This is a genomic window from Kribbella flavida DSM 17836, assembly GCF_000024345.1.
Classification (GTDB): domain Bacteria; phylum Actinomycetota; class Actinomycetes; order Propionibacteriales; family Kribbellaceae; genus Kribbella; species Kribbella flavida.
This window is the reverse complement of record NC_013729.1, coordinates 4,186,772-4,205,301: the sequence shown is the minus strand read 5'-3', so window position 1 is coordinate 4,205,301 and position 18,530 is coordinate 4,186,772. Positions and strand designations below refer to the sequence as shown.

General features: G+C 71.2%; 21 protein-coding genes. 13 read left to right on the top strand and 8 right to left on the bottom strand.

Annotation, left to right across the window (positions count from 1 at the left end):
* Window positions 1-9: 9 nt before the first annotated feature.
* Window positions 10-948 (bottom strand): AraC family transcriptional regulator, encoded by a 939-nt coding sequence (locus tag KFLA_RS19500; RefSeq protein WP_012921533.1) that lies wholly within the window; start codon window positions 946-948, stop codon window positions 10-12.
* 126 nt (window positions 949-1,074) lie between these two features.
* Between KFLA_RS19500 and KFLA_RS19495 the strand changes: the two genes are divergently transcribed.
* The 3 genes from KFLA_RS19495 to KFLA_RS19485 all read left to right on the top strand — a co-directional run bounded on the left by KFLA_RS19495 (window position 1,075) and on the right by KFLA_RS19485 (window position 3,126).
* Complete coding sequence (locus KFLA_RS19495) at window positions 1,075-1,362, top strand: DUF1330 domain-containing protein (protein WP_012921532.1); 288 nt, start codon at window positions 1,075-1,077, stop codon at window positions 1,360-1,362.
* Window positions 1,363-1,516: 154 nt separating this feature from the next.
* Entirely contained in the window at window positions 1,517-1,897 is a 381-nt protein-coding gene (locus KFLA_RS19490) for a YciI family protein (protein ID WP_012921531.1), read from the top strand.
* On the top strand, window positions 1,894-3,126 hold the full coding sequence (locus tag KFLA_RS19485; protein WP_012921530.1) for an RNA polymerase sigma factor: 1,233 nt from the start codon (window positions 1,894-1,896) through the stop codon (window positions 3,124-3,126). Before KFLA_RS19490 ends, KFLA_RS19485 begins: the two co-directional genes overlap by 4 nt.
* Window positions 3,127-3,138: 12 nt before the next feature.
* Here KFLA_RS19485 and KFLA_RS19480 read toward each other — a convergent pair whose 3' ends face one another.
* Together KFLA_RS19480 and KFLA_RS19475 are read right to left on the bottom strand one after the other, a co-directional pair.
* The gene (locus tag KFLA_RS19480; protein WP_012921529.1) at window positions 3,139-3,786 is read right to left on the bottom strand and encodes a flavin reductase family protein; all 648 of its coding nucleotides are present in this window, start codon (window positions 3,784-3,786) and stop codon (window positions 3,139-3,141) included.
* Window positions 3,787-3,878: 92 nt separating this feature from the next.
* The gene (locus tag KFLA_RS19475) at window positions 3,879-4,823 is read right to left on the bottom strand and encodes a manganese catalase (RefSeq protein WP_012921528.1); all 945 of its coding nucleotides are present in this window, start codon (window positions 4,821-4,823) and stop codon (window positions 3,879-3,881) included.
* A 270-nt stretch (window positions 4,824-5,093) separates the two neighbouring features.
* Between KFLA_RS19475 and KFLA_RS19470 the strand changes: the two genes are divergently transcribed.
* The 3 genes from KFLA_RS19470 to KFLA_RS19460 are packed head-to-tail and all read left to right on the top strand — an operon-like array spanning window position 5,094 to window position 7,158.
* Window positions 5,094-5,972, top strand: a complete 879-nt coding sequence (locus KFLA_RS19470) for a DUF4394 domain-containing protein (protein ID WP_012921527.1) — start codon at window positions 5,094-5,096, stop codon at window positions 5,970-5,972.
* The gene (locus tag KFLA_RS19465; RefSeq protein ID WP_012921526.1) at window positions 5,969-6,502 is read left to right on the top strand and encodes a sigma-70 family RNA polymerase sigma factor; all 534 of its coding nucleotides are present in this window, start codon (window positions 5,969-5,971) and stop codon (window positions 6,500-6,502) included. The genes KFLA_RS19470 and KFLA_RS19465 overlap by 4 nt, the downstream gene beginning before the upstream one ends.
* Window positions 6,499-7,158 carry an anti-sigma factor family protein gene (locus tag KFLA_RS19460; protein WP_012921525.1) on the top strand — a complete coding sequence of 220 codons (660 nt, stop codon included), beginning with the start codon at window positions 6,499-6,501 and terminating at the stop codon, window positions 7,156-7,158. The genes KFLA_RS19465 and KFLA_RS19460 overlap by 4 nt, the downstream gene beginning before the upstream one ends.
* Before the next feature lie 71 nt (window positions 7,159-7,229).
* Here KFLA_RS19460 and KFLA_RS19455 read toward each other — a convergent pair whose 3' ends face one another.
* From KFLA_RS19455 to KFLA_RS19440, 4 genes are all read right to left on the bottom strand, one after another.
* A complete protein-coding gene (locus KFLA_RS19455; RefSeq protein WP_012921524.1) occupies window positions 7,230-7,859 on the bottom strand; it encodes a ferritin-like domain-containing protein in 630 nt (209 codons plus the stop codon).
* Between the two features lie 12 nt (window positions 7,860-7,871).
* Complete coding sequence (locus tag KFLA_RS19450; protein WP_012921523.1) at window positions 7,872-8,531, bottom strand: ferritin-like domain-containing protein; 660 nt, start codon at window positions 8,529-8,531, stop codon at window positions 7,872-7,874.
* Window positions 8,532-8,616: 85 nt separating this feature from the next.
* On the bottom strand, window positions 8,617-9,324 hold the full coding sequence (locus KFLA_RS19445) for a class E sortase (RefSeq protein WP_158307288.1): 708 nt from the start codon (window positions 9,322-9,324) through the stop codon (window positions 8,617-8,619).
* A gap of 163 nt (window positions 9,325-9,487) precedes the next feature.
* Entirely contained in the window at window positions 9,488-10,045 is a 558-nt protein-coding gene (locus tag KFLA_RS19440; protein WP_012921521.1) for a CGNR zinc finger domain-containing protein, read from the bottom strand.
* A 97-nt stretch (window positions 10,046-10,142) separates the two neighbouring features.
* On the opposite strand from KFLA_RS19440, the gene KFLA_RS19435 reads away from it, so the two are divergent.
* From KFLA_RS19435 to KFLA_RS19410, 6 genes are all read left to right on the top strand, one after another.
* Entirely contained in the window at window positions 10,143-10,607 is a 465-nt protein-coding gene (locus tag KFLA_RS19435; RefSeq protein ID WP_012921520.1) for a VOC family protein, read from the top strand.
* A 168-nt stretch (window positions 10,608-10,775) separates the two neighbouring features.
* Window positions 10,776-11,687 carry a pyridoxamine 5'-phosphate oxidase family protein gene (locus tag KFLA_RS19430; protein WP_012921519.1) on the top strand — a complete coding sequence of 304 codons (912 nt, stop codon included), beginning with the start codon at window positions 10,776-10,778 and terminating at the stop codon, window positions 11,685-11,687.
* A complete protein-coding gene (locus tag KFLA_RS19425) occupies window positions 11,687-11,878 on the top strand; it encodes a ferredoxin (protein ID WP_012921518.1) in 192 nt (63 codons plus the stop codon). Before KFLA_RS19430 ends, KFLA_RS19425 begins: the two co-directional genes overlap by 1 nt.
* Window positions 11,875-12,996 (top strand): NAD(P)/FAD-dependent oxidoreductase, encoded by a 1,122-nt coding sequence (locus tag KFLA_RS19420; RefSeq protein WP_041289395.1) that lies wholly within the window; start codon window positions 11,875-11,877, stop codon window positions 12,994-12,996. Before KFLA_RS19425 ends, KFLA_RS19420 begins: the two co-directional genes overlap by 4 nt.
* A gap of 39 nt (window positions 12,997-13,035) precedes the next feature.
* Window positions 13,036-13,860 carry an SAM-dependent methyltransferase gene (locus KFLA_RS19415; protein ID WP_012921516.1) on the top strand — a complete coding sequence of 275 codons (825 nt, stop codon included), beginning with the start codon at window positions 13,036-13,038 and terminating at the stop codon, window positions 13,858-13,860.
* 88 nt (window positions 13,861-13,948) lie between these two features.
* Window positions 13,949-16,111, top strand: coding sequence for a GMC oxidoreductase (locus tag KFLA_RS19410; protein ID WP_012921515.1), 2,163 nt, complete (start codon window positions 13,949-13,951; stop codon window positions 16,109-16,111).
* Window positions 16,112-16,114: 3 nt separating this feature from the next.
* Here KFLA_RS19410 and KFLA_RS19405 read toward each other — a convergent pair whose 3' ends face one another.
* The gene (locus KFLA_RS19405; RefSeq protein WP_012921514.1) at window positions 16,115-17,500 is read right to left on the bottom strand and encodes an MGH1-like glycoside hydrolase domain-containing protein; all 1,386 of its coding nucleotides are present in this window, start codon (window positions 17,498-17,500) and stop codon (window positions 16,115-16,117) included.
* Window positions 17,501-17,676: 176 nt separating this feature from the next.
* Here KFLA_RS19405 and KFLA_RS19400 point away from each other — a divergent pair, with 176 nt between their 5' ends.
* Window positions 17,677-18,525 (top strand): AfsR/SARP family transcriptional regulator, encoded by an 849-nt coding sequence (locus KFLA_RS19400; protein ID WP_012921513.1) that lies wholly within the window; start codon window positions 17,677-17,679, stop codon window positions 18,523-18,525.
* Window positions 18,526-18,530: the final 5 nt, after the last annotated feature.

The window sequence follows — 18,530 nt, the reverse complement described above, 5'->3', positions numbered from 1 at the left end:
CCGGTGGGCTCAGCCTTCGGCGGCGAGCTGGGCGGCTGGGCGGTCGGGGGCTTGGCGTCGGTAGGCGCCCGGGGCCAGGCCGAATTCGCGCTTGAAAGCGGCGGCGAAGGCGAACTCCGACGTGTAGCCGACCTGCCGGGCGATCGATGCCAGGGGCGCGTCGCCGCTGCGCAGCAGCTGAGCCGCCGTACTCAGGCGCCACCAGGTCAGGTAGGTCAGCGGTGGCTGGCCGACCAGTGCGCTGAAGCGGCGGGCGAACACCGTCCTGGACAGACCCGCCTCGTGGGCGAGCTCCTGCACCGTCCACTGCCTGCCGGGCTCGCGGTGAATATGGTGCAAGGCCGCGGTGATGGCCGGGTCGGTGAGTGCCGCGCCCCAGCCGGTCTCCGACTTGCCGGGCTCGGAGTCGAGCCACTCGCGCAGCAGGTAGACGAGCAGCAGGTCCAGCAGCGCGGGTTGCGCGGCTTCCGCGCCGGGGCGGTTCTCTGCGAGGTCCGCGCGCAGCAGCTCGACCGCCGCGTCCAGCCCGGAGCGCCGGCCGGGATGCGTCGGCAGGTGCACGACTTCGGGTAGCGAGCGCAGGAACGGGTGCGCGAGTCCGCGGTCCAGCCGGTAGGCGCCGCACAGCAGCAGTGCCTGGTCCGGCGCCTCGTCGAACTCGCCGACGAGGTCGACGCCGGGGTCGGGCGGCAGCTCCGCGACCTTCCGGTCCGGGCTGTCACTCATGCCGTGCTGTACTCCGTGCGGCAGGAACACCACGTCCCCGGCGCCCAGCGCGACCGGCTCACCCGAGGGCGGAATGAGCCAGCACGCCCCCTGCAGCACCACGTGGAACCCGGCGCCGGGGTACGGCCCGAACCGGTTGCCCCATCGCCCCACCCGCTGCGACCGGGTGAACTTCGGCAGCCCGACCCGCGCACTGGCGATCACGTCACTGAAAACGTCCACGCCGCCAGCGTACCGGGCCGTGCGGGACGCTGACGTATGTTTTCGGCCTGAAGCAACATAGGAAAGCCCACTTCTGGTTCCTAGGCTGAAGGCAACGGTCACACCGACAACCAGGAGAAGATCCTCATGAGTGCCTATGTAGTCATCGATCTCGACGTCGCCGACGCCGAGGGCTTCCAGCAGTACATCGACGGCGTCACCCCGCTGATCGACAAGGTCGGCGCCCGCAACATCCTCGTCGACCCCGGCACCGAGACCCTGGAAGGCGACTGGAACCCGCCGACCCTGGTCATTCACGAGTTCCCCAGCAAGCAGGCCGTGCTCGACTTCTGGAACTCCCCGGAGTACGAGCCGTACAAGGACCTGCGCCGCAAGTACTCCACCGTCAAGGTCGTCGTCGCCGAGGCCAACTGACACCTGGCGGCCGGCTCGCCGCGGCGAACGGCGAGCCGGCCGCCCTGCCCACCCGAGCTCGGCCCCCGAACGATTTCCCGGCCGCTGTCGATTCGGTCGCCCACTCCGCGTCATCGTGGTGACAGAGTTGCCGGTACGCCGAGGAAGGGGACCGATGTCCACCACTGAGCTGAAGCGCTTCTTGATCCTGATCGCCGGAGCCGATCACTTCGCCCGCTGGGACGCGGCCGACGACGCGACCCGGGACGAGGCCTTCGCCGGCTACCGGGCGTTCACGGCGGCCGTTCGGGAGCGCGGCCGGTTCCGGGGCGGCGAGGCGCTGGTGCACCCGAACGACGCCCGGACGCTGCGGCCCGATGGCGCGGGCCGGCGGGTGACCGAGGGCCCGTACGCCGAGACCGTCGAGCAGCTCGGCGGCTTCTACCTCGTCGACCTGCCCGATCTGGCCACGGCGATCGAGGTGGGGTCGCTGCTGCCCCGGGACTACGACATCGAGGTGCGGGAGTGCCTCGACGTGGGTGTGCCGGACGAGTGAGCCCGCTGGAAACAGTTCTGCGCGACGAGTGGGGCCGGCTGCTGGCGCTGCTCGTGGCGCGGTTCCGGCGCCTCGATCTCGCCGAGGACTCGCTGGCGGAGGCGTTCGAAGCCGCGGCCCGCACCTGGCCACACGACGGCGTACCGGGTAGTCCGTCGGCGTGGCTGCTGACCGCCGCTCGCCGCCGCGTGCTCGACCGGTTGCGTGCCGAGGCCGTGGCGGCCAAGTCCCTGCCGCTGCTGGCGGTTGAGGCCGAGGCTGCCGAGACTGCTCGCCGGGTGCTGGCTGACGTGTCGGCACCGGGGGAGAGCGGGGCGGCGGACGAGCGGCTGCGTCTGATCTTGCTGTGCGCTCACCCGTCGCTGGAGCGTGACGCCGCGGCGGCGCTGACCCTTCGGCTCGTCCTGGGCGTACCGACAGGCGACATCGCGCGCCTGTTCCTGGTGCCGGCCACGACGATGGCCGCTCGGCTCACCCGCGCCCGCAAACGGTTGGCCGGCGCGACGTTCGAGGTGCCGGCCGGACCGGCGCTGCAGGCCCGCGTCTCGGCGGTGGCCGACATCGCCTACCTGGCGTTCACCGCGGCGTACGCGCCTGGGTCCGGCGAGGACGTGGTCCGCGCCGCGGAGGCAGGCGAGGTCGTCCGGCTGGTCCGGGTTCTCCGGGAGGTCGGTCCGGCGGTGTCACGCGACGACGTCGAGGCACTGCTGGCCCTGATGCTGCTGCAGCACTCCCGGCGTGACGCGCGCGTCGCCGACGGCAAGCTGGTCCTGCTGCCCGACCAGGACCGCACCCGCTGGCACGCGACCGAGATCGCCGAGGCGCTCGACCTGCTGACTCCACTGGCCCGTCAAGCCCCGTCGACTCCGTACCTGCTGCAGGCGCTGATCGCCGCCGAGCACTCCATCGCGCGACGTCCGGCCGACACCGACTGGCAGCGCATCGCGGAGTGGTACGAGGAGCTCGAAGCGCTGACCGCATCGCCGGTCGTCCGTATCAACCGCGCTGTCGCCGTCGCGGAGACCAACGGTCCGACCGCCGGCCTCGACCTCCTGCACGGGCTGGACCTACCAGGCCACCGATTGCCGGCCACACGCGCCGAACTACTGGCGCGGGCCGGGCAGATCAACGAAGCACTGACCGCGTACGACGCAGCCCTGGCGGCGTGCGACAACGCCGCAGAGCGAACCCACCTCCGCCAGCGCCGAGCCCGGTTGGCCGAGGCCTGACCGGCGCGGACCTCAGATCTGCAGAGGTGAGGTCGGTTGCAGCGGGGGCATGTCCCAGCCGCGGGCCAGGGACGACGCGTACGCCGGACGGCCGCCGGCGAAGTACTCGGTGAACTTCATGATCAGCGGGTCCCAGCGCAGCGGGTCGATGTGGGTCGGGTGCTGGTCCATCAGGAGGTCCTCGCGGACGTTGACGCGCTCGACCGCCAGTTCGAGTGCTCGCAGGTTCGAGCCTTCGGGGCCGACGCGGTGGATCGCCACGATGTGGCCCTCGAGGGTGATCGGGCTTTCCTGGACGGCGTCGACGGCGACCAGGCCGCCGGGCTCGCGGGTCAGTCCGGCCGCGGTGAACTTGTCAGGCTCGTAGCGGTAGCCGCGGCGGCGTTTCGCCTCCGACATCTCCGACGCGCCGGTCAGCAGCGCGATCCGGTCCAGCGCGGCGACCATCGCCGGCTCGACCAGGTTCAGGACGCACTCGGGCCGCTCGACCAGGTTCCGGACGGTCTGGGAGCTGGCGCTCATGCCGAGCATCGCGCTGCGGTCGAGCCACCAGGCCGACGACATCGGGCCGAGGTTCGTCGTGCCGTCGGGGTTGCGGGAGCTGACCAGCACCACCGGAGTGCCGAAGTACAGGACCTTGGGTTGCACCACTCGCTTCATGACCGTTCAACGGCGGGAGCGGCAAAGGTGTGAGTTCTGCGCCGCACAGGCCCGGGCAGCCGTCGATGTGCCCGGGCCTGTCGGTGCGGGGGTCAGCGCTTCCGTGCGGTCTTCTTGGCGGTCGACTTCTTCGCAGCCGACGTCTTGGCAGCCGACTTCTTCGTCGCCCGGGCGGTGGCGTTCTTCTTCACCGCCTGCGCCTTGACCTTCACCGTGCCCTTGACGTCCTGCACGGTCGAGTACGTGCTGAACAGCTCCGGGTCGGGCGCCGGAGCGGTGCCCGGGCCGCCCAGCGGTTCGGGATCGGTCAGGTACTCCAGCGGGTCGTCGCCCTCGGTCCATCCGCCGCGCGGGCCGTCGGTGCCGTCCGACAGGCCCCAGATCGTGCGGTTGTGGACCTGGTCCTCCTCGTCGAAGAACGCGTTCGGCACGATCGGCGTCTCCAGCCCGTCGGCCTCCAGCTCCTCGATCGCCTTCAGCCACTGCTTCTGGTGCACGGTGTCGCGGGCCAGGTTGAACTGCAGCATCGCCTTCACGCCGGGGTCGTCGGTCATGTTGTACAGCCGGGCGGTCTGCAGCCGGCCCTGCGCCTCGGCGGCCGCGTTGGCCCGGAAGTCGGCCAGCAGGTTGCCGCTCGCGACGATGTAGCCACCGTTCCACGGCACGCCCTGGCAGTTCGCCGGCAGTGCGCCGCCGCCGGCCACGATCGCCTGCATCGGGTCCATTCCGCCCAGCACGGCGGCCATCACGGGATCCTTCACCGCTTCGGCCGTCATCGTCGCCGGGGCGCCCTCGAGCAGCCGGGCCACCATCGTGGCCAGCATCTCGACGTGACCGATCTCCTCGGTCGCGGTGTCCATCAGCAGGTCCTTGTACTTGCCCTCCACGCGGCAGTTCCAGCCCTGGAACAGGTACTGCATCGTCACGCTCATCTCACCGAAGGCGCCACCGATCAGCTCCTGCAACTTGCGCGCGTAGACCGGGTCCGGACGCTCGGGTTTCGCCTCGAACTGCAACCGCTTGGTGTGCCGGAACATCGTTACTCCTCAGGTCGTCGGCGCCGCACCACGACGAGGCGTGGCCACGGCCGGTCGGGGCCCCCGGTACCCCCGCGCACTGCCTCGACACAGCTTGTGAACAGGTGATCGCGGATCGCGCCGTCTTCGTTGCCGCCGTCAACCGCCCGTACTCCGCACGGCCGCGGCCGATCCGCCGGCGCGCCGGCACCGAAGGACCGGCGTCGGGGTGAACGCCGCCCGGCCGCTCGCCGTACTCACTGGCGTTCCGTCGTCGACCTAGGAGTCACCATGAAGAAGTTGCCCGCCGTGTTCGCCGCCCTCGCCGTCGCCGCCACCACGGGGGTCGTTGCGCTGCCGACCGCCTCGGCGACGCCGTCCCGGTCGAGCGGTTCGTCGCTCTACCTGCTGGAACGCAACGGCACGCTCAGCCTGCGGGACGCCGAACTGCCGTTGCTCGCCGAGCACCGGGTCAAGGTCCGCGGCCTGCGTCACGGCGACCACCTGGTCGGCATCGACACCCGCCCGGCGACGAAGGAACTCTACGCGCTCGGCAAGTCGGGCCAGCTGTACAAAGTCAACGGCCGGACCGGTCAGGCGACCGCGGTCGGTACGCCGGCGGCCGGCGCGGTCGGTACGGCGGTCGGCTTCGACTTCAACCCGACCGTCGACCGCATCCGCGTCGTGACCGAGTCCGGCCGCAACCTGCGGCTGCACCCCGACACGGGCGCGGTCGCCGCTGTCGACGGAGGTCTGGCGTACGCCGCCGGCACCAGCACGCCGCGTGTCGCGGCCGCGGCGTACACCGACAGCTTCGCGGGCGCGACCAGCACCGGTTTGTACGGGCTGGACGCCGGCAAGGACACCCTCGTCACGCAGGGCACCTTGCCCGGACGGACGCCGGCCGTCTCGCCGAACACCGGCCAGCTGTTCACCGTCGGCCGCCTCGGGCTCGACATCAGCGCGGTCAACGGCTTCGACATCGCGGGCCGGGCCCGAACGGCCGGCCGGTACGACGCCCGCGACTACTCCGCGATCGCGGCCGTCCGTACCACCGGGCTGCGGGCCGGTTCGAAGCTGGTCCGGGTGGACCTGCGAACCGGGCGTACGTTCCCGGTGCCGGCGCTCGGTCTGGGAGACGTGGTCGGGCTGACCTTCGCGGCTCGATGACCCGGACCGTGCACGACCTCAACCGCGAGGACGGCATTCGCGCTGCCTACGCGGAGCACGGCGCCGAGCTCTACCGCTACGCACTGCGGCAGCTCGACGACGAGGGCGCTGCACGGGACGTGGTTCAGGAGACCTTCCTGCGGGCATGGCGAGCGGCGGACCGGTACGACCCGTCGCTCGCCAGCCTGCGCGTCTGGCTGTTCGCGATCACCCGCAATGTGGTCATCGACGAGACCCGCCGCCGTTCGTTGCGCCCAGTCAGTCCGCAGCCGCTCGAAGTCCTGACCGCGCTGGGCCCGTCGACGGCCGGGGACGACGACCGGACGGTGACCGGCTGGCTGATCGAGGAGGCGTTGCAGCGGATCCGCCCGGAGGCGCGCAGCGCCCTGGTGGAGACGTATCTGCGCGGTCGTCCGTACGCCGACGTCGCGGCGGAACAGGGTGTACCCGTCGGGACCTTGCGCAGCCGGGTCTTCTACGGGCTCAAGGCGTTGCGGCTGGCGATGGACGAGATGGGAGTCGAACTGTGAACTCCACGGAACACAGAGCACTACGAGAACAGCTCGGCGCCTTCGCGCTCGGCCATCTGCCGCCGGCCGAACGAACCGGGCTGCAAGCACATCTCGACGGCTGCCCGGACTGCCGCGCCGAGCTGGCGTCCATCGCCGCACTGGCCGAACCGCTGCGGCTGGCCGATCCCGACCGGGTCGGCGCCGAACCCGCGGCGCCGCCTGCCTGGCTCGAGCAGTCGATTCTCGCCGCGGTCCGAACCGAACCACGCCGTCGGCGGACTGTCGGCCGGAGGATGCTCGCCGCCGCAGCGGTGCTGGTGATCGGCGCCGGCGGCGTCGCGCTGGGCTACGAGTCGGCGCCGAGACCTCCGCACATCCCGCTGGAGCCGGTCGCTGTCGCGGCCTCGGCGCCGGGACTTCGTTCGAGCGCGGACGTCGTTCCGCACACCTGGGGCATGGAGATCAAGCTCACCGCCACCGGCTTCACGACCGGTCGCACCTACCGCGTGGTGGTCGTCACCACCGACGGGCGGACGGCGCCGGCGGGGGAGTTCATCGGGATCGGGGAGCGGGAGATGCACTGCAACCTCAACTCCTCGGTACTTCGCCCGGACGCCCGCCAGTTCCGCGTGCTGGACCCGTCCGGCCGCAGCGTCGTCACCGGCACCTTGTGAGCCGGCCGCCGATCGCGCACTGACGCCCGACGGCCGGCCACCCCCGCGAGGGAGTGGCCGGCCGTTGTGCATCAGTGGGTGATCGCGGCGACGACCTTGCCGGGATCGACCAGGAACGGTGCGACCGCGGTGAGCACGTTGCTCTTCGAGGCGCCCTTCTCGAAGGAGCTCATGTAGACGCCACCCTCGGCCTTGAGACCGAGCAGGTTGCCGACGACCGCGGCGTGCCGGGCCTCGACGCCGAAGATGCCGGCCGCGGCCTGCAGGATCATCTTGTCCTTGATGAAGCCGGCTGCGCCGAGGTACGCGCCGACGCCCTTGTTCTCGAACACGTGCGCGGTGGTGAGGTAGCTCTTGCGGCTGTCGAACGCGCCGCCGAAGTCGACCGCCGGAGCACCGATCGGCGTACCGCCGAGCTTCTGGATCGTCGCGGTCAGCGTCGCCACGTGCGAGGCCTCGTCGGCGCCGATCTGTTGCAGGTACTGCTTCTCCCTGCCGTTGACCAGGTTCGCGGCGTTGCCCTGGCGGTAGAACTCGGCCTCCAGGTACTCCAGCGCGAGGGCGTAGTTCAGGACCTCGATGTCGTTGCTGAAGTCCTTGGCGCTGGTCAGTGTGAAACCGTTGTTCAGGGCGCCGATCGCGACGCCGGCCGGGACGGCGGAGGCGTTGCCGTGGATCAGGTCTGCCGTTGTGTCTGTCATCAGCTGTTTCTCCTACTTCGCGATGAAGGGCATGGCGGCCTTGAGGACCGGTCCCATCGCCAGGTTGGCCTCGATCGGCGCCGGGAACGGGTTCCCGCCGGTGATCTGGGCGATGATCGCGGCGTGCCGGGACTCGACACCCGCGATGGAGGCGGCCGCGGCGAGCAGGTCGGGATTCTTCACCAGCGTGACCTGGCCGTGATAGGCCTTGACGCCGAGCTCCTCGAAAACGCCGGCGGTTTTGAGGAAGTTGGCCCGGTTGGCGAAGGTGCCGGCCGGGAACTTCACCTTGGGCTGCCCGACCGGGCGGCCGCCCAGGTCGGTGATCGTGCTGCGGACGACCTGGACGTGCTCGGCCTCGTGCTGCTGGATCGGGTCGACCAGCTCCAGCTCACGGCCCTTCAGCAGGTTCGCCTTCAGGCCCGTGGTGTAGAACGCGGCCTCCAGGTACTCCAAAGTCAGCGCGTAGTTGAGGATGTCGAGGTCGCTCTTCGCGGCGTCGTTCGCGAACGCGCGCTCCGACTGCCCGAACGCGACCTGGTCGCCGGGACGGGTGGCGACGTAGGTGAGGCCGACACCGACCAGGGCGGCGTTGCGCAGGAAGCTGCGCCTGCCGTGCTCGTCGGCGAACTCGAGGACCGGACGGCCCCCGAAGATCTGCTTGATACCCATCACTTCTCCTTCAGTGCTCGGATCCGGGCGCAGGTGCGCCGGGTTCACTGCTGTGCTGCTGGTCTGGCTGGGTCCACCGGCCTCCTCAACCCGCCCGCGCCTCGACGACGATGCGCTGGTAGTGCGCGGTCAGGGGATTGCAGGCGAACAGGGTGATCACCCGGTCGCTCGGTTTGCTGGGCTTGCGCAGCACGAAGGGCACGTACGCGCTCTCCGCGACGATGGTGGTCCGGACGACCCGGTACGTCGTGGACCTGGTGCCGACGGTGACCTTGATCGGGTCGCCGGGCCGGAGCTTGTCCAGGTGCAGGAACGGCTTCTCGTTGGTACTGCGATGGCCGCTGATCACCGCGTTCCCGGGGCTGCCGGGCAACGGCGTACCGGGCCAGTGGCCGACGCCACGGACCAGGGCGGCCTCGTCGACGCCGTTGTTCAGCTCGTCGTCGAGCTTCAGCCGCGGGATCGCGAGCCGGCCGAGCGCGAGCTGCTCTCCGGGCTTGGCCTTGATGGCCTCGATCGGCACGCCGCGCACGGGGTTGTCGGCCGCGCTGAACTGCGGCTCGGCGGGCTTGCCGGCGCGCAGCTGGTCGAGCATCCGGTTGACGAGCGCTTCGTCGTCGGCCGGCGCCGCCGGAGCAGCTGCTGACGGGGTCGAAGCGCTCGCACCGGGCGGGGCAGCCTGCGGAGGCGCGGGGGAGCCGTCAGGGCTGAGAACAACGGCTCCGACGGCAACCAGCGCGGCGAAACCGGTGCTTGCCGCCAGCCACTTCCAGACGGGTTTCCAGGTTTTCACCGTGCAGCACCACCGGGGGCGCTCACGATCATGGGCGTAGGGCGTCGCATCAGCGACCATCTCCTCAGGAAGGACCTAGCTTTCCTTCGGAGACCGGCCACCATCGGATGGGTCAGTTACCCGGTGTTTTTGCCAGCCGCGATGGTCGGCGCGAAGGGGTGGGTCAGCTGGACCCCTTGGAGCGGGCGTAGTGGCGGGCCGCTTTGGCGCGGTTGCCGCAGCCGGCCATCGAGCACCAGCGGCGGTTCGCCTTGCGGCTGGCGTCGTAGAAGTGCAGCACGCAGTCCGGATGGGCGCAGGCGCGAATCCGGGCCGGGTCCTGCTCCAGCAGGCGAAGGTAGTCGTCGGCGGCGAGCCAGGGGAGAAGGTCCACCGGGTCGTCCACCTCGGGCGTCAGCTCGGGACCGGCCGCGCCGAGCCGGCGTACCAGCCGTCCGCGGGCCAGTAACTCGTTGAGCTGCGCCTGCGCCTCGGCGTGCACCCGGCCGCCGAGTTGGGCCTGCACGACGTCGCGCAGCACCTCCCGCGACGTGACCAGTCGCCGGCGGGCCGCGTCGGTCGTCGCCCCGGCCGGCGGGGCGTCGATCCCGGCCTGACCGGTGATCCACAGCCGCAGGCCCGCCACGGTGTCCAGCAGGTCGAACTGCTGCCCGCCGTCCACCCAGACGGTGTTCAGCAGGTCCATGCTCACCGGTTCACCGGTCAAGGGCCGTGGATCCATGACCCGATTCTAACCCATGAAAGCCACTTGACAGGGTAGATCGATTCTATCCAGTATTAATGCACTTACTGGTTAGAGGTTCTGGAGGAGCCCACCGATGTCCATCACCGCTGTACCGACTGCCCTGACGACCGGCCACATCGGCCTGAACGTGACCGACGTGGACCGTTCGCTCGCCTTCTACCGGCGCGTGTTCGGCTTCGACGTGCTCGCCGAGGGCACCGAAGCGGACCGCCGCTGGGCGTTCCTGGCCCGGGACGGAAAGCTGCTCGTCGCGCTGTGGCAGCAGGCGGGCGCGGCGTACGACGCCAAGCACGCCGGGCTGCACCACCTGTCCTTCCAGGTCGAGGACATCGAGCAGGTCCGGGAGGTCGAGGCCGCACTCGGCGAGCTCGGCGCCGACTTCCTGTACGACGGCGTGGTGCCGCACGGCGAAGGACTGCCGTCCGGCGGCATCTTCTTCACCGATCCCGACGGCATCCGGCTCGAGGTCTACGCCCCGACCGGCGCGGACACGGCCCCCGCCCCGTCCGGCACCGCCCCCACCTGCGGCTTTTTCTGACCACCCCAGCCACCCTCCCGCCCCTTTCGCATCTGAGGGGATAACCCGCCAAGTGCTGGGTCCACCGGGGTGAATGCGGGAGGAAAACCCACAAGTTGGGGGATATCCCCCCGGACGCGGTGAACGGCCGGCGTCGTGCGCGGCGCCGGCCGTTCGGAAGGGAAACCGATGACAGTCCAGTACCACCCGGGCGAGCGGATGGCTCAGCAGCTGGCCGGGCTCCGGGCCGAGGCGGAGATGTCCCGCCTGGCGATCGGGACGAGCATCCCGGCGGTCGCGGCGCAGTTCGTCGCCCAGCAACCCCTGCTCGTGCTCGGCGCGGCGGACCCCGACGAGCGGATGTGGGCCTCGCTGCTGGTCGGCGATCCGGGCTTCGCCGCGGCTCCGGACGAGCGCACCCTCGACGTCGCGGCCGTACCGGCGCCAGGAGATCCGCTCCGCGCGGCGTTGACCGAGCCCGTTCCGGTCGGAGTGATCCTGATCGACCCGTCCACCCGCCGGCGGATGCGGGTGAACGGCGACGCGGAACCGACTCCCGAGGGTCTCCGGATCACGGCGAACCAGGTGTACGCGAACTGCCCGAAGTACATCCAGCAGCGACGGGTCGACGGGGCCGGGTCGCGCGCCGTGACGACCGCCCGGGTGTCCGATGCCCTGAGCAACGACCAGCGCCGGCTGATCGCGACGGCCGACACGTTTTTCGTCGCCACCAGGTCGGCCGCGGGCGCGGCGGACGCCTCGCACCGCGGCGGCAGTCCGGGGTTCGTGCAGGTGCTCGGCGACCGCTCGTTGCGCTGGCCGGACTACGTCGGCAACGCGATGATGATGACGCTCGGCAACCTCCAGCAGGATCCGGCCGCCGGACTGCTGTTCGTCGACTGGGCCGCCGGTACGACGGTGCAGGTGTCGGGCCGCGCCGAGGTCGAGTGGGACGCGGATCCTGATCTGCCCGGGGCGCGCCGGCAGGTCCGGTTCGACGTCGAGCGGGTGGTCCAGCTCGACCACGCGAGCCCGCTGCGCTGGACCGCGCCGGTCCCCTCCCGCTTCAACCCACCACTTTCTGAAGGGAGCTCGAGCTGATGCGCGTCGAGGTCGACCTTGCCGTCTGCGAGAACCACGGCCAGTGCGTGTTCGCCGCGCCGGAGGTCTTCGCGTTCGACGACGACGAACGGCTGACGTACGTGGCGGAGCCGGCGGCCGAACTGTCCACCGCGGTCCGGGCCGCCGCCGCGTCCTGTCCGGTGCGGGCGATCACCCTGGTCGAGGGATGATGCGCCGCCACCTCGTCGTCGTCGGCGCATCGCTCGCCGGACTGCGAACAGCCGAGGCGCTGCGCCGGCTGGGCCACGAGGGACCGATCACGGTCGTCGGCGCCGAGCAGCACCCGCCGTACGACCGGCCGCCGTTGTCCAAGGGGCTGCTGTCGGGCCGGATGATGCCGACGGGCGTTCGGTTGTCGCAGGCAACAAATGTCGGCGCCGACTGGCAGCTCGGCGTACCGGCGGTGGCGCTGCAGGCCGACGTCCGCCGGGTGGAACTCGCCGACGGCCGGACCGTGCCGTACGACGGCCTGGTGATCGCGACCGGCGCGCGAGCCGTTCCCGGTGGACCGGGGGTGAGGACGCTCCGGTCGCTCGACGACGCGATCGCCCTTCGCCAGGAGCTACGACCGGGACGGCGAGTGGCCGTGCTCGGCGGTGGCTTCCTCGGCAGCGAGATCGCGGCAGTCGCTCGGGAGCGCGGTTGCGAGGTCCAACTCGTGACGAGGCAGCCCCTGCCCTTGCTGACGGCCGCTGGTGAGCCGGTGGCCGCCGTGGTGGCGGAACTGCACCGCCGGGCCGGAGTGACGTTGCATCAGGAGTTGGCGTCCTCGGCTGATCTGGTCGTCGCGGCGACCGGCGCGATTCCGAACACCGAGTGGTTGAATGACGCGGGGCTCATGCCGGCCGCGGACGGGCTGCAGTGCGACGAGTGGCTCCGCCCGCTCCGAGCCGACGGGAGCGTCCTGCCCGACGTCGTCGCGGCCGGCGACGTGGTCCGGTGGCCACATCCACTCGCTCAGGGCGGCCTGGTGTCCTTGGGGCACTGGAGCAACGCCGTCGACCAGGCAGAGACCGCGGCGTACAACCTGGTGTTCCCGGACCGGGCACGCCCGTTCGGGGCCGTGCCGTCGTTCTGGTCCGATCTGTACGGCGTACAGCTGCGGGCCGTGGGGATTCCCCGGCTCGGTACGCCGACGGTCGAGGAGCACGACCCGGACCGGACGCGGCTGGTCGTCACCTACCACCGCGACTCCCGCCTGGTGGGCGCTGTCACCCTGAACCGCACCAGCCGCCTCGCGGTGTACCGGGCCCACCTCGCTGCGCAGCTGCCCCTGGTGGTCGCCTAGAGTGATCTCCCGTTGACACACGTTCGAAAGGGTGGCCGGATGGCGCACAACGAGGCGGCGGACGCGGAGCGGGCGATCAGCGCGAGGATCGACACCAGCGTTCCGAGCATCGCTCGCACCTACGACTACATCATCGGCGGCAAGGACAACTTCGCCGCCGACCGGGCCATCGGTGACCAGATCATCACCAACCTGCCCGGGGCGCCGGCGATCGCGATCGACAACCGGGCCACGCTGGTCCGGGCGGTGCGCGAGCTGGTGACCACCCAGCGGATGAAGCAGTTCGTGGATCTCGGCAGCGGCCTGCCGACCGCCGAGAACGTGCACCAGGTGGCCCAGCGGCACCAGCCCGAGGCGAAGGTCGTCTACGTCGACAACGACCCGATCGTGCTCGCCCACGGCCGTGCGCTGCTGGAGGAGAACAAGTTCACCACCGTGCTGCACGCGGACCTGCGCAACGGCCAGGAGATCTACGACAACCCGGCCACCCGGGCGCTGATCGACTTCGACCAGCCGGTCGCGGTGATCTTCAGCGCGATCCTGCACCACCTGAACGACGACGAGGACCCCGCCTCGCTGGTCAAGTTCTGGGTCGACCGGATCCCGTCCGGCAGCTACGTGTTCATCAGCCACTTCCGCAGCCTGAACGACCCGGCCAGCGCCGAGATCGAGAGCGTGCTGCAGGCGTCGTTCGGCCGGGGCCGGTGGCGCACGGACGACGAGATCCGGGCGCTCTTCGACGGGCTCGAGCTGCTGGAGCCCGGCATCGTGCCGGCCGCCGAGTGGCGCCCGGCCGAGCCGCTGGACGACGAGCTGACCAACTGGCAGCGGCTCATCGTCGCTGGCCTCGCCGTCAAGCCCTGAGCTGTTCCGCTGGATCGTGCTGGTGAACTGACGGTTGCCGCTGAGACGGCCGCGGCCGGGCCTGCACCCCGTCGCTACCCTGCTCACCATGGAGTACGACGCGGTGGTGGTCGGCACGGGGTTCGGCGGGGCGGTCGCGGCGGCTCGGCTGGCGCAGGCAGACCTGCGGGTCGCGGTGCTGGAACGTGGCCGGCGCTGGCCGCGGGGTTCGTTTCCCCGCAACGACGCCGATCTGAAGGACGGCTGGTTGTGGCGGTTCGGGCGCGGGCTGTACGACGTCCGCTGGCTGGACCAGATGATCAGCGTGCAGGCCGCGGGCTGGGGCGGTGGCTCACTGGTCTACGCGAACGTGTTCGCCCGGCCGCCGGCCGACGTGTTCGACGACCACTGGCCGAGCAGCTACACCCGGGACACGCTGGCGCCGTACTACGACCTCGCGGCGCACATGCTCGAGGTGCGGCCGGTGACGCCGGACCCGGCCACCGGCCACTACCCGTCGCGCACCGCGGCGATGCAGCTCGCGGTCGACGGGATGGGCCGGCCGGCGGGCACGGTCCGGCCGAACCTGGCGGTCCGGTTCACCGACGACCCGGAGGTGCTGGAGAAGAACCGGCACGGCGCGGAGCAGTTCGGGTGCACGTTCCTGGCCGAGTGCGTGCTCGGCTGCAACCGCGGCGCGAAGAACAGCCTCGACCTCAACTACCTGACCGTCGCCGAGAACGCGGGCGTCGAGGCCCGGACCGGCTGTGAGGTCACCGGGATCGAGCCGGTCGAGGGCGGCTACCGGGTCCGCTACCTGGACCACGAGCAAGGCGAGTCCCGCACGGTGACCGGCAGCCAGGTGTGGCTCGGCGCCGGCGCGGTCGGTACGACGGAACTGCTGCTGCGCGCGCGGGACGTCGCCCGGACCCTGCCGAGGTTGTCCCCGGCGCTGGGCAACGGGTTCTCCGGCAACGGCGACTTCCTCGCGTTCGTCCGGCGGACCAAGACCCCGCTGGACCCCGACCACGGCCCGACGATCACCACGACCAGCATTGTGGACTGCGAGATCGACGGCCGGCGGCTGTGGTTCCAGGTGCAGGACGGCAGCTACCCGCGCCGGCTCGCGCTGCTGGTCGCCGGGCTCAACCCGGCCCATGCGCCGGTGGAGGCGATCCGCGGGTGGACCAACCGGTTCCGCAGCGGGCCGCGGCGCGGCGACAACCTGATGACGCTGCTGCTGATGGGCCGCGACAGTTCCGACGGCCGGCTCAAGCTGGACCACAAGGCCGAGGCCGCGGTCGACTGGAAGTACCTCGCCAACAAGGACCTGTACGCCGCGCAGAGCCGGGCGTCCCGGGCGGTGGCCCGGCAGTTGAGCGGCCGGACGCGGTTGACGCCGACCTGGCGGTTCCTGAAGCAGGCCGTCACCGTGCACAACCTCGGCGGTACGCCGATGGGCGCGGACCCGGCGACCGCCGTGATCGACGAGGACGGCGAGGTGCACGGCTACCCCGGGCTGTTCGTGGTGGACGGCGCGGCGGTGCCGGGAGCGACCGGCACCAACCCGTCGGCCACGATCACGGCGATGGCGGAACGCATGGTCGAGCACGCGATCCGCCGGCGCCTGGGCGACGAGAACTGGCACGCTCCGGAATTGCCTGACGTCGTACCGGCCGACGTGCCGGAGGATGCCGCGATGCTGGCGATGGCTCGGGCCCGGGTGCAGACCGTCGGCCACGGTGTGCGGTTCCAGGAACGCATGACCGGCCGAGCGCACTTCCCGGACGGGAACGCGGTGGTGGATCTGCGGCTGTCGGTCCGGCTGGCCGGGTGGAAGCCGTTCACGGAGGACTCGCGGCACCGACTCACCGTCAGCGGCACCGTGACGGTCGGAGCGATCGCGACCGCGGCCGAGGTGACCGGCACGCTGGCGCTGTTCCCGGACGGCGACGCGGTGGCCATGCAGTACGACCTCGGCTTCCTCGCCGACGACGGCAGGGAGTGGGGGCTGCGCGGCGTGAAGAACCAACGGACCGGGAACCCGCTGGCGCTGTGGGGCGACCTCACCACGCTGTCCTTCGAGGTGCACCCCGTCGAAGGCGAGCGGCTCGGGTCCGGGACCGTCCGGATCAGTACGCCGGGCGTGCTGTCCCTCGGCCTGTCACTGCGCGGCGAGGCCTACTCCCGGCGCGACCGGCTGGCCGCCCGCGCTCGCTTCGCCGGCTTCTTCGCCACGAATGCGCTGCGTGGGCTCACCGGCCGCCGCTGACAGCTACGGGTGAGCCTGGACGATCAGTTCGACCTGGTGCCTGCCCATCAGGTCGGCGGGGAGGTGCAGGCCGTCGACCGGTTGGCCGTCGACGTGGACGGCTTCGAGGTGGGTGCCGTGGCCTCGCAGGGTGAGGTCGAGGGTGGCGGCGCGGTAGCGGAGTGAGCGAAGGGTCCACTGCCCGGCGTACTGCGTGGGCACGGTCGGCCGGAAGGTGAGGCCGGCGGGATCGAAGCGGATCCCGAACAGGCCTTCGTGCACGAGACGGAGCAGCGCGGTGGCGGACCAGGTCTGGTGCGGCAGCGATTCCCACTGGCGGCCGACCTGCCAGCCGCCGTCGACGGCGCCGGTGGTGGCGTTGTAGAGCTCGTACAACTCGTCGTCACTGGACCGGAACAGCCGGACGAGATCGTCCAGCGTACGGCCGAACTCGTCGGCAGCACCCGCGGCGGCCGCGGCGTACCCCCACAGGCCCATCACCATCGGCCAGCAGATGGCGTTGTGCCGGCCGGGGTGCTGGGCGTCGAAGCGGGCGAAGTGCGGCCAGACGTTCACCACGCCGAAGGGTTCGTGGTGGATCCGGGCCAGCAGGCCGGCGGCGCGGACCGGGTCGGCGATGCCGAACTCGATCACGAGCGCGAGACCGGCGGTCTCCTGGTGCAGGTCGAGGCCGTCCGGCCCGAGGAAGTAGCCGTACTGGCCGGTCTCCACCGACCACAGGTGCGTGTTGATCGCGGCCACCAGGTCGGCCCGCTGCCCGGCGTACGGGTCCGAGTCGGTGCCGAGCAGGGCGGCCAGTTGCCCCAGGCATCGAAGCGCCTCGGTGTAGACGGCGTTGGTCGACAGGCAGCGGATCTCGTCGCTGCCCGGATGGTCCAGCACGAACGACGAGGGGCTGCCCGGCTGGTACGGCGGCTCCGGGAGGCCGGCGATGCCGTCCTGCATGAGGGCCGGACCGCGGTAGAGACCGGTCGCCGGGTCGAAACGGTCCCGCCGGAGGATCTCCAACGACGCCTTGCCGATCGCCAGGGCCTGCTCGGCGAAGGCCAGGTCCCCGGTGACGACGCAGTGGTGGTACGCGCCGATGACCCAGATGATCTGGTCCCACCACTGGTTGTCCTGGGCCACCACTCCGTCGCCGCAGACCTTGCGAAGGGTGTACGCGGCAACCTTCGGCGCCAGCAGGCTCGCCGCGTGCCAGGAGTTGATCGCGGCGTCCCGCGTCCACGGGTCGGAGTACCCGCCACCGGCCCGGACGTACGCCGTACCCGGCTCGCGGTCGGCGACCACGTTGACGTCGAGAAGGTTGTGCAGTGCGGCGTCGTAGCCGGCCCGGAGATCGACCCCACGCGGGCCGTCGGCAGGAAGCAGTTCAGGGCGGTCAGTCACCGTCGTATGTTCTCAGAGCCCACCGTCCGCGCTGTCGGTGCCGTGCGACCTCGGCGTATCGGCCCTGCGTGCTACCGGACGGGGCGCGCCGGTGCCGGGGATTTGGCCTGGTCCGAATCGTCGGCGGCCCGTGCCGGCCGGGCTCTACGGTCGGAGGCGGTCCTGGGAGGGCGACGATGGCTGGGGAGTGGACGTGGATGGCGGGTGAGGTGCGGTTTCACATCCTGCGGCCGCTGGCGGTCGAGGCCGGCGGGCGGCAGATCGCGATCAGCGGGAAGCCACGCCTGCTGCTGGCGACGTTGCTCTTGCGCGCCGGCACGCCGGTCACGCTCGACCGGTTGGCCGACATCCTGTGGGGGCACCAGCTGCCGCGCAACGTCCGCCCAGCCATTCATACTCTGGTGTGCCGGCTTCGCGCGGCGGTCGGCGACGATCACGAGCTGGTCCAGCGGACTCCTGCCGGCTACCGGATCGACCTGGCGACGGATCGTCTCGACCTGCTGGAATTTCGGCGACTGCTCGCTGCGGCCGCGGCGGCGTCGGACCAGCGGCGGGAGCTGGAGCTGCTGACGGAAGCCCTCGGCCACTGGTACGACGGCGCGCTGACGGGCTTCGACTCGGACCAGCTGGAGCGGGAGGACCTGGCGGCTCTGGGTGAGGTCCGGCTGACGGCGCTGGAACGTCGGATCGAGCTGGAGCTGCAGTTGGGCGGCGGAACGGAGCTGCTGGCCGAGCTTCGACAGGTCGTCGCCGAACACCCGCTGCGGGAGCGGCTGTGGGCCTACCTCATTCGCGCGCTGTCGCAGGGCAGCCGGCAGTCGGACGCGCTGGCGGCATACCGAGAGGTCCGGGGTGTGCTGGCCGAGCAGCTGGGGATCGCGCCGGGGCGCGAGCTGCGGGACGCGCACGAGACCGTGCTGCGGGGGCACTCGACACGGCGGAATCGCGCCGACCGCGCCGCGATGCGCTGCCAAGCCCGTCCGCAGGCGCCCCGCCAGGGGATGCCGTTGTCAGGTCGGCGATAGGTTCC

What these genes read in the sequence shown, in the direction of transcription:
- KFLA_RS19495 (WP_012921532.1), top strand. Translation starts at nt 1,075, where the DNA reads ATGAGTGCCTATGTAGTCATCGATCTCGACGTCGCCGACGCCGAGGGC.
- KFLA_RS19490 (WP_012921531.1), top strand. Translation starts at nt 1,517, where the DNA reads ATGTCCACCACTGAGCTGAAGCGCTTCTTGATCCTGATCGCCGGAGCC.
- KFLA_RS19480 (WP_012921529.1), bottom strand. Translation starts at nt 3,786, where the DNA reads ATGAAGCGAGTGGTGCAACCCAAGGTCCTGTACTTCGGCACTCCGGTG.
- KFLA_RS19475 (WP_012921528.1), bottom strand. Translation starts at nt 4,823, where the DNA reads ATGTTCCGGCACACCAAGCGGTTGCAGTTCGAGGCGAAACCCGAGCGT.
- KFLA_RS19470 (WP_012921527.1), top strand. Translation starts at nt 5,094, where the DNA reads ATGAAGAAGTTGCCCGCCGTGTTCGCCGCCCTCGCCGTCGCCGCCACC.
- KFLA_RS19465 (WP_012921526.1), top strand. Translation starts at nt 5,969, where the DNA reads ATGACCCGGACCGTGCACGACCTCAACCGCGAGGACGGCATTCGCGCT.
- KFLA_RS19455 (WP_012921524.1), bottom strand. Translation starts at nt 7,859, where the DNA reads ATGACAGACACAACGGCAGACCTGATCCACGGCAACGCCTCCGCCGTC.
- KFLA_RS19450 (WP_012921523.1), bottom strand. Translation starts at nt 8,531, where the DNA reads ATGGGTATCAAGCAGATCTTCGGGGGCCGTCCGGTCCTCGAGTTCGCC.
- KFLA_RS19440 (WP_012921521.1), bottom strand. Translation starts at nt 10,045, where the DNA reads ATGGATCCACGGCCCTTGACCGGTGAACCGGTGAGCATGGACCTGCTG.
- KFLA_RS19435 (WP_012921520.1), top strand. Translation starts at nt 10,143, where the DNA reads ATGTCCATCACCGCTGTACCGACTGCCCTGACGACCGGCCACATCGGC.
- KFLA_RS19430 (WP_012921519.1), top strand. Translation starts at nt 10,776, where the DNA reads ATGACAGTCCAGTACCACCCGGGCGAGCGGATGGCTCAGCAGCTGGCC.
- KFLA_RS19425 (WP_012921518.1), top strand. Translation starts at nt 11,687, where the DNA reads ATGCGCGTCGAGGTCGACCTTGCCGTCTGCGAGAACCACGGCCAGTGC.
- KFLA_RS19420 (WP_041289395.1), top strand. Translation starts at nt 11,875, where the DNA reads ATGATGCGCCGCCACCTCGTCGTCGTCGGCGCATCGCTCGCCGGACTG.
- KFLA_RS19415 (WP_012921516.1), top strand. Translation starts at nt 13,036, where the DNA reads ATGGCGCACAACGAGGCGGCGGACGCGGAGCGGGCGATCAGCGCGAGG.
- KFLA_RS19410 (WP_012921515.1), top strand. Translation starts at nt 13,949, where the DNA reads ATGGAGTACGACGCGGTGGTGGTCGGCACGGGGTTCGGCGGGGCGGTC.
- KFLA_RS19400 (WP_012921513.1), top strand. Translation starts at nt 17,677, where the DNA reads ATGGCTGGGGAGTGGACGTGGATGGCGGGTGAGGTGCGGTTTCACATC.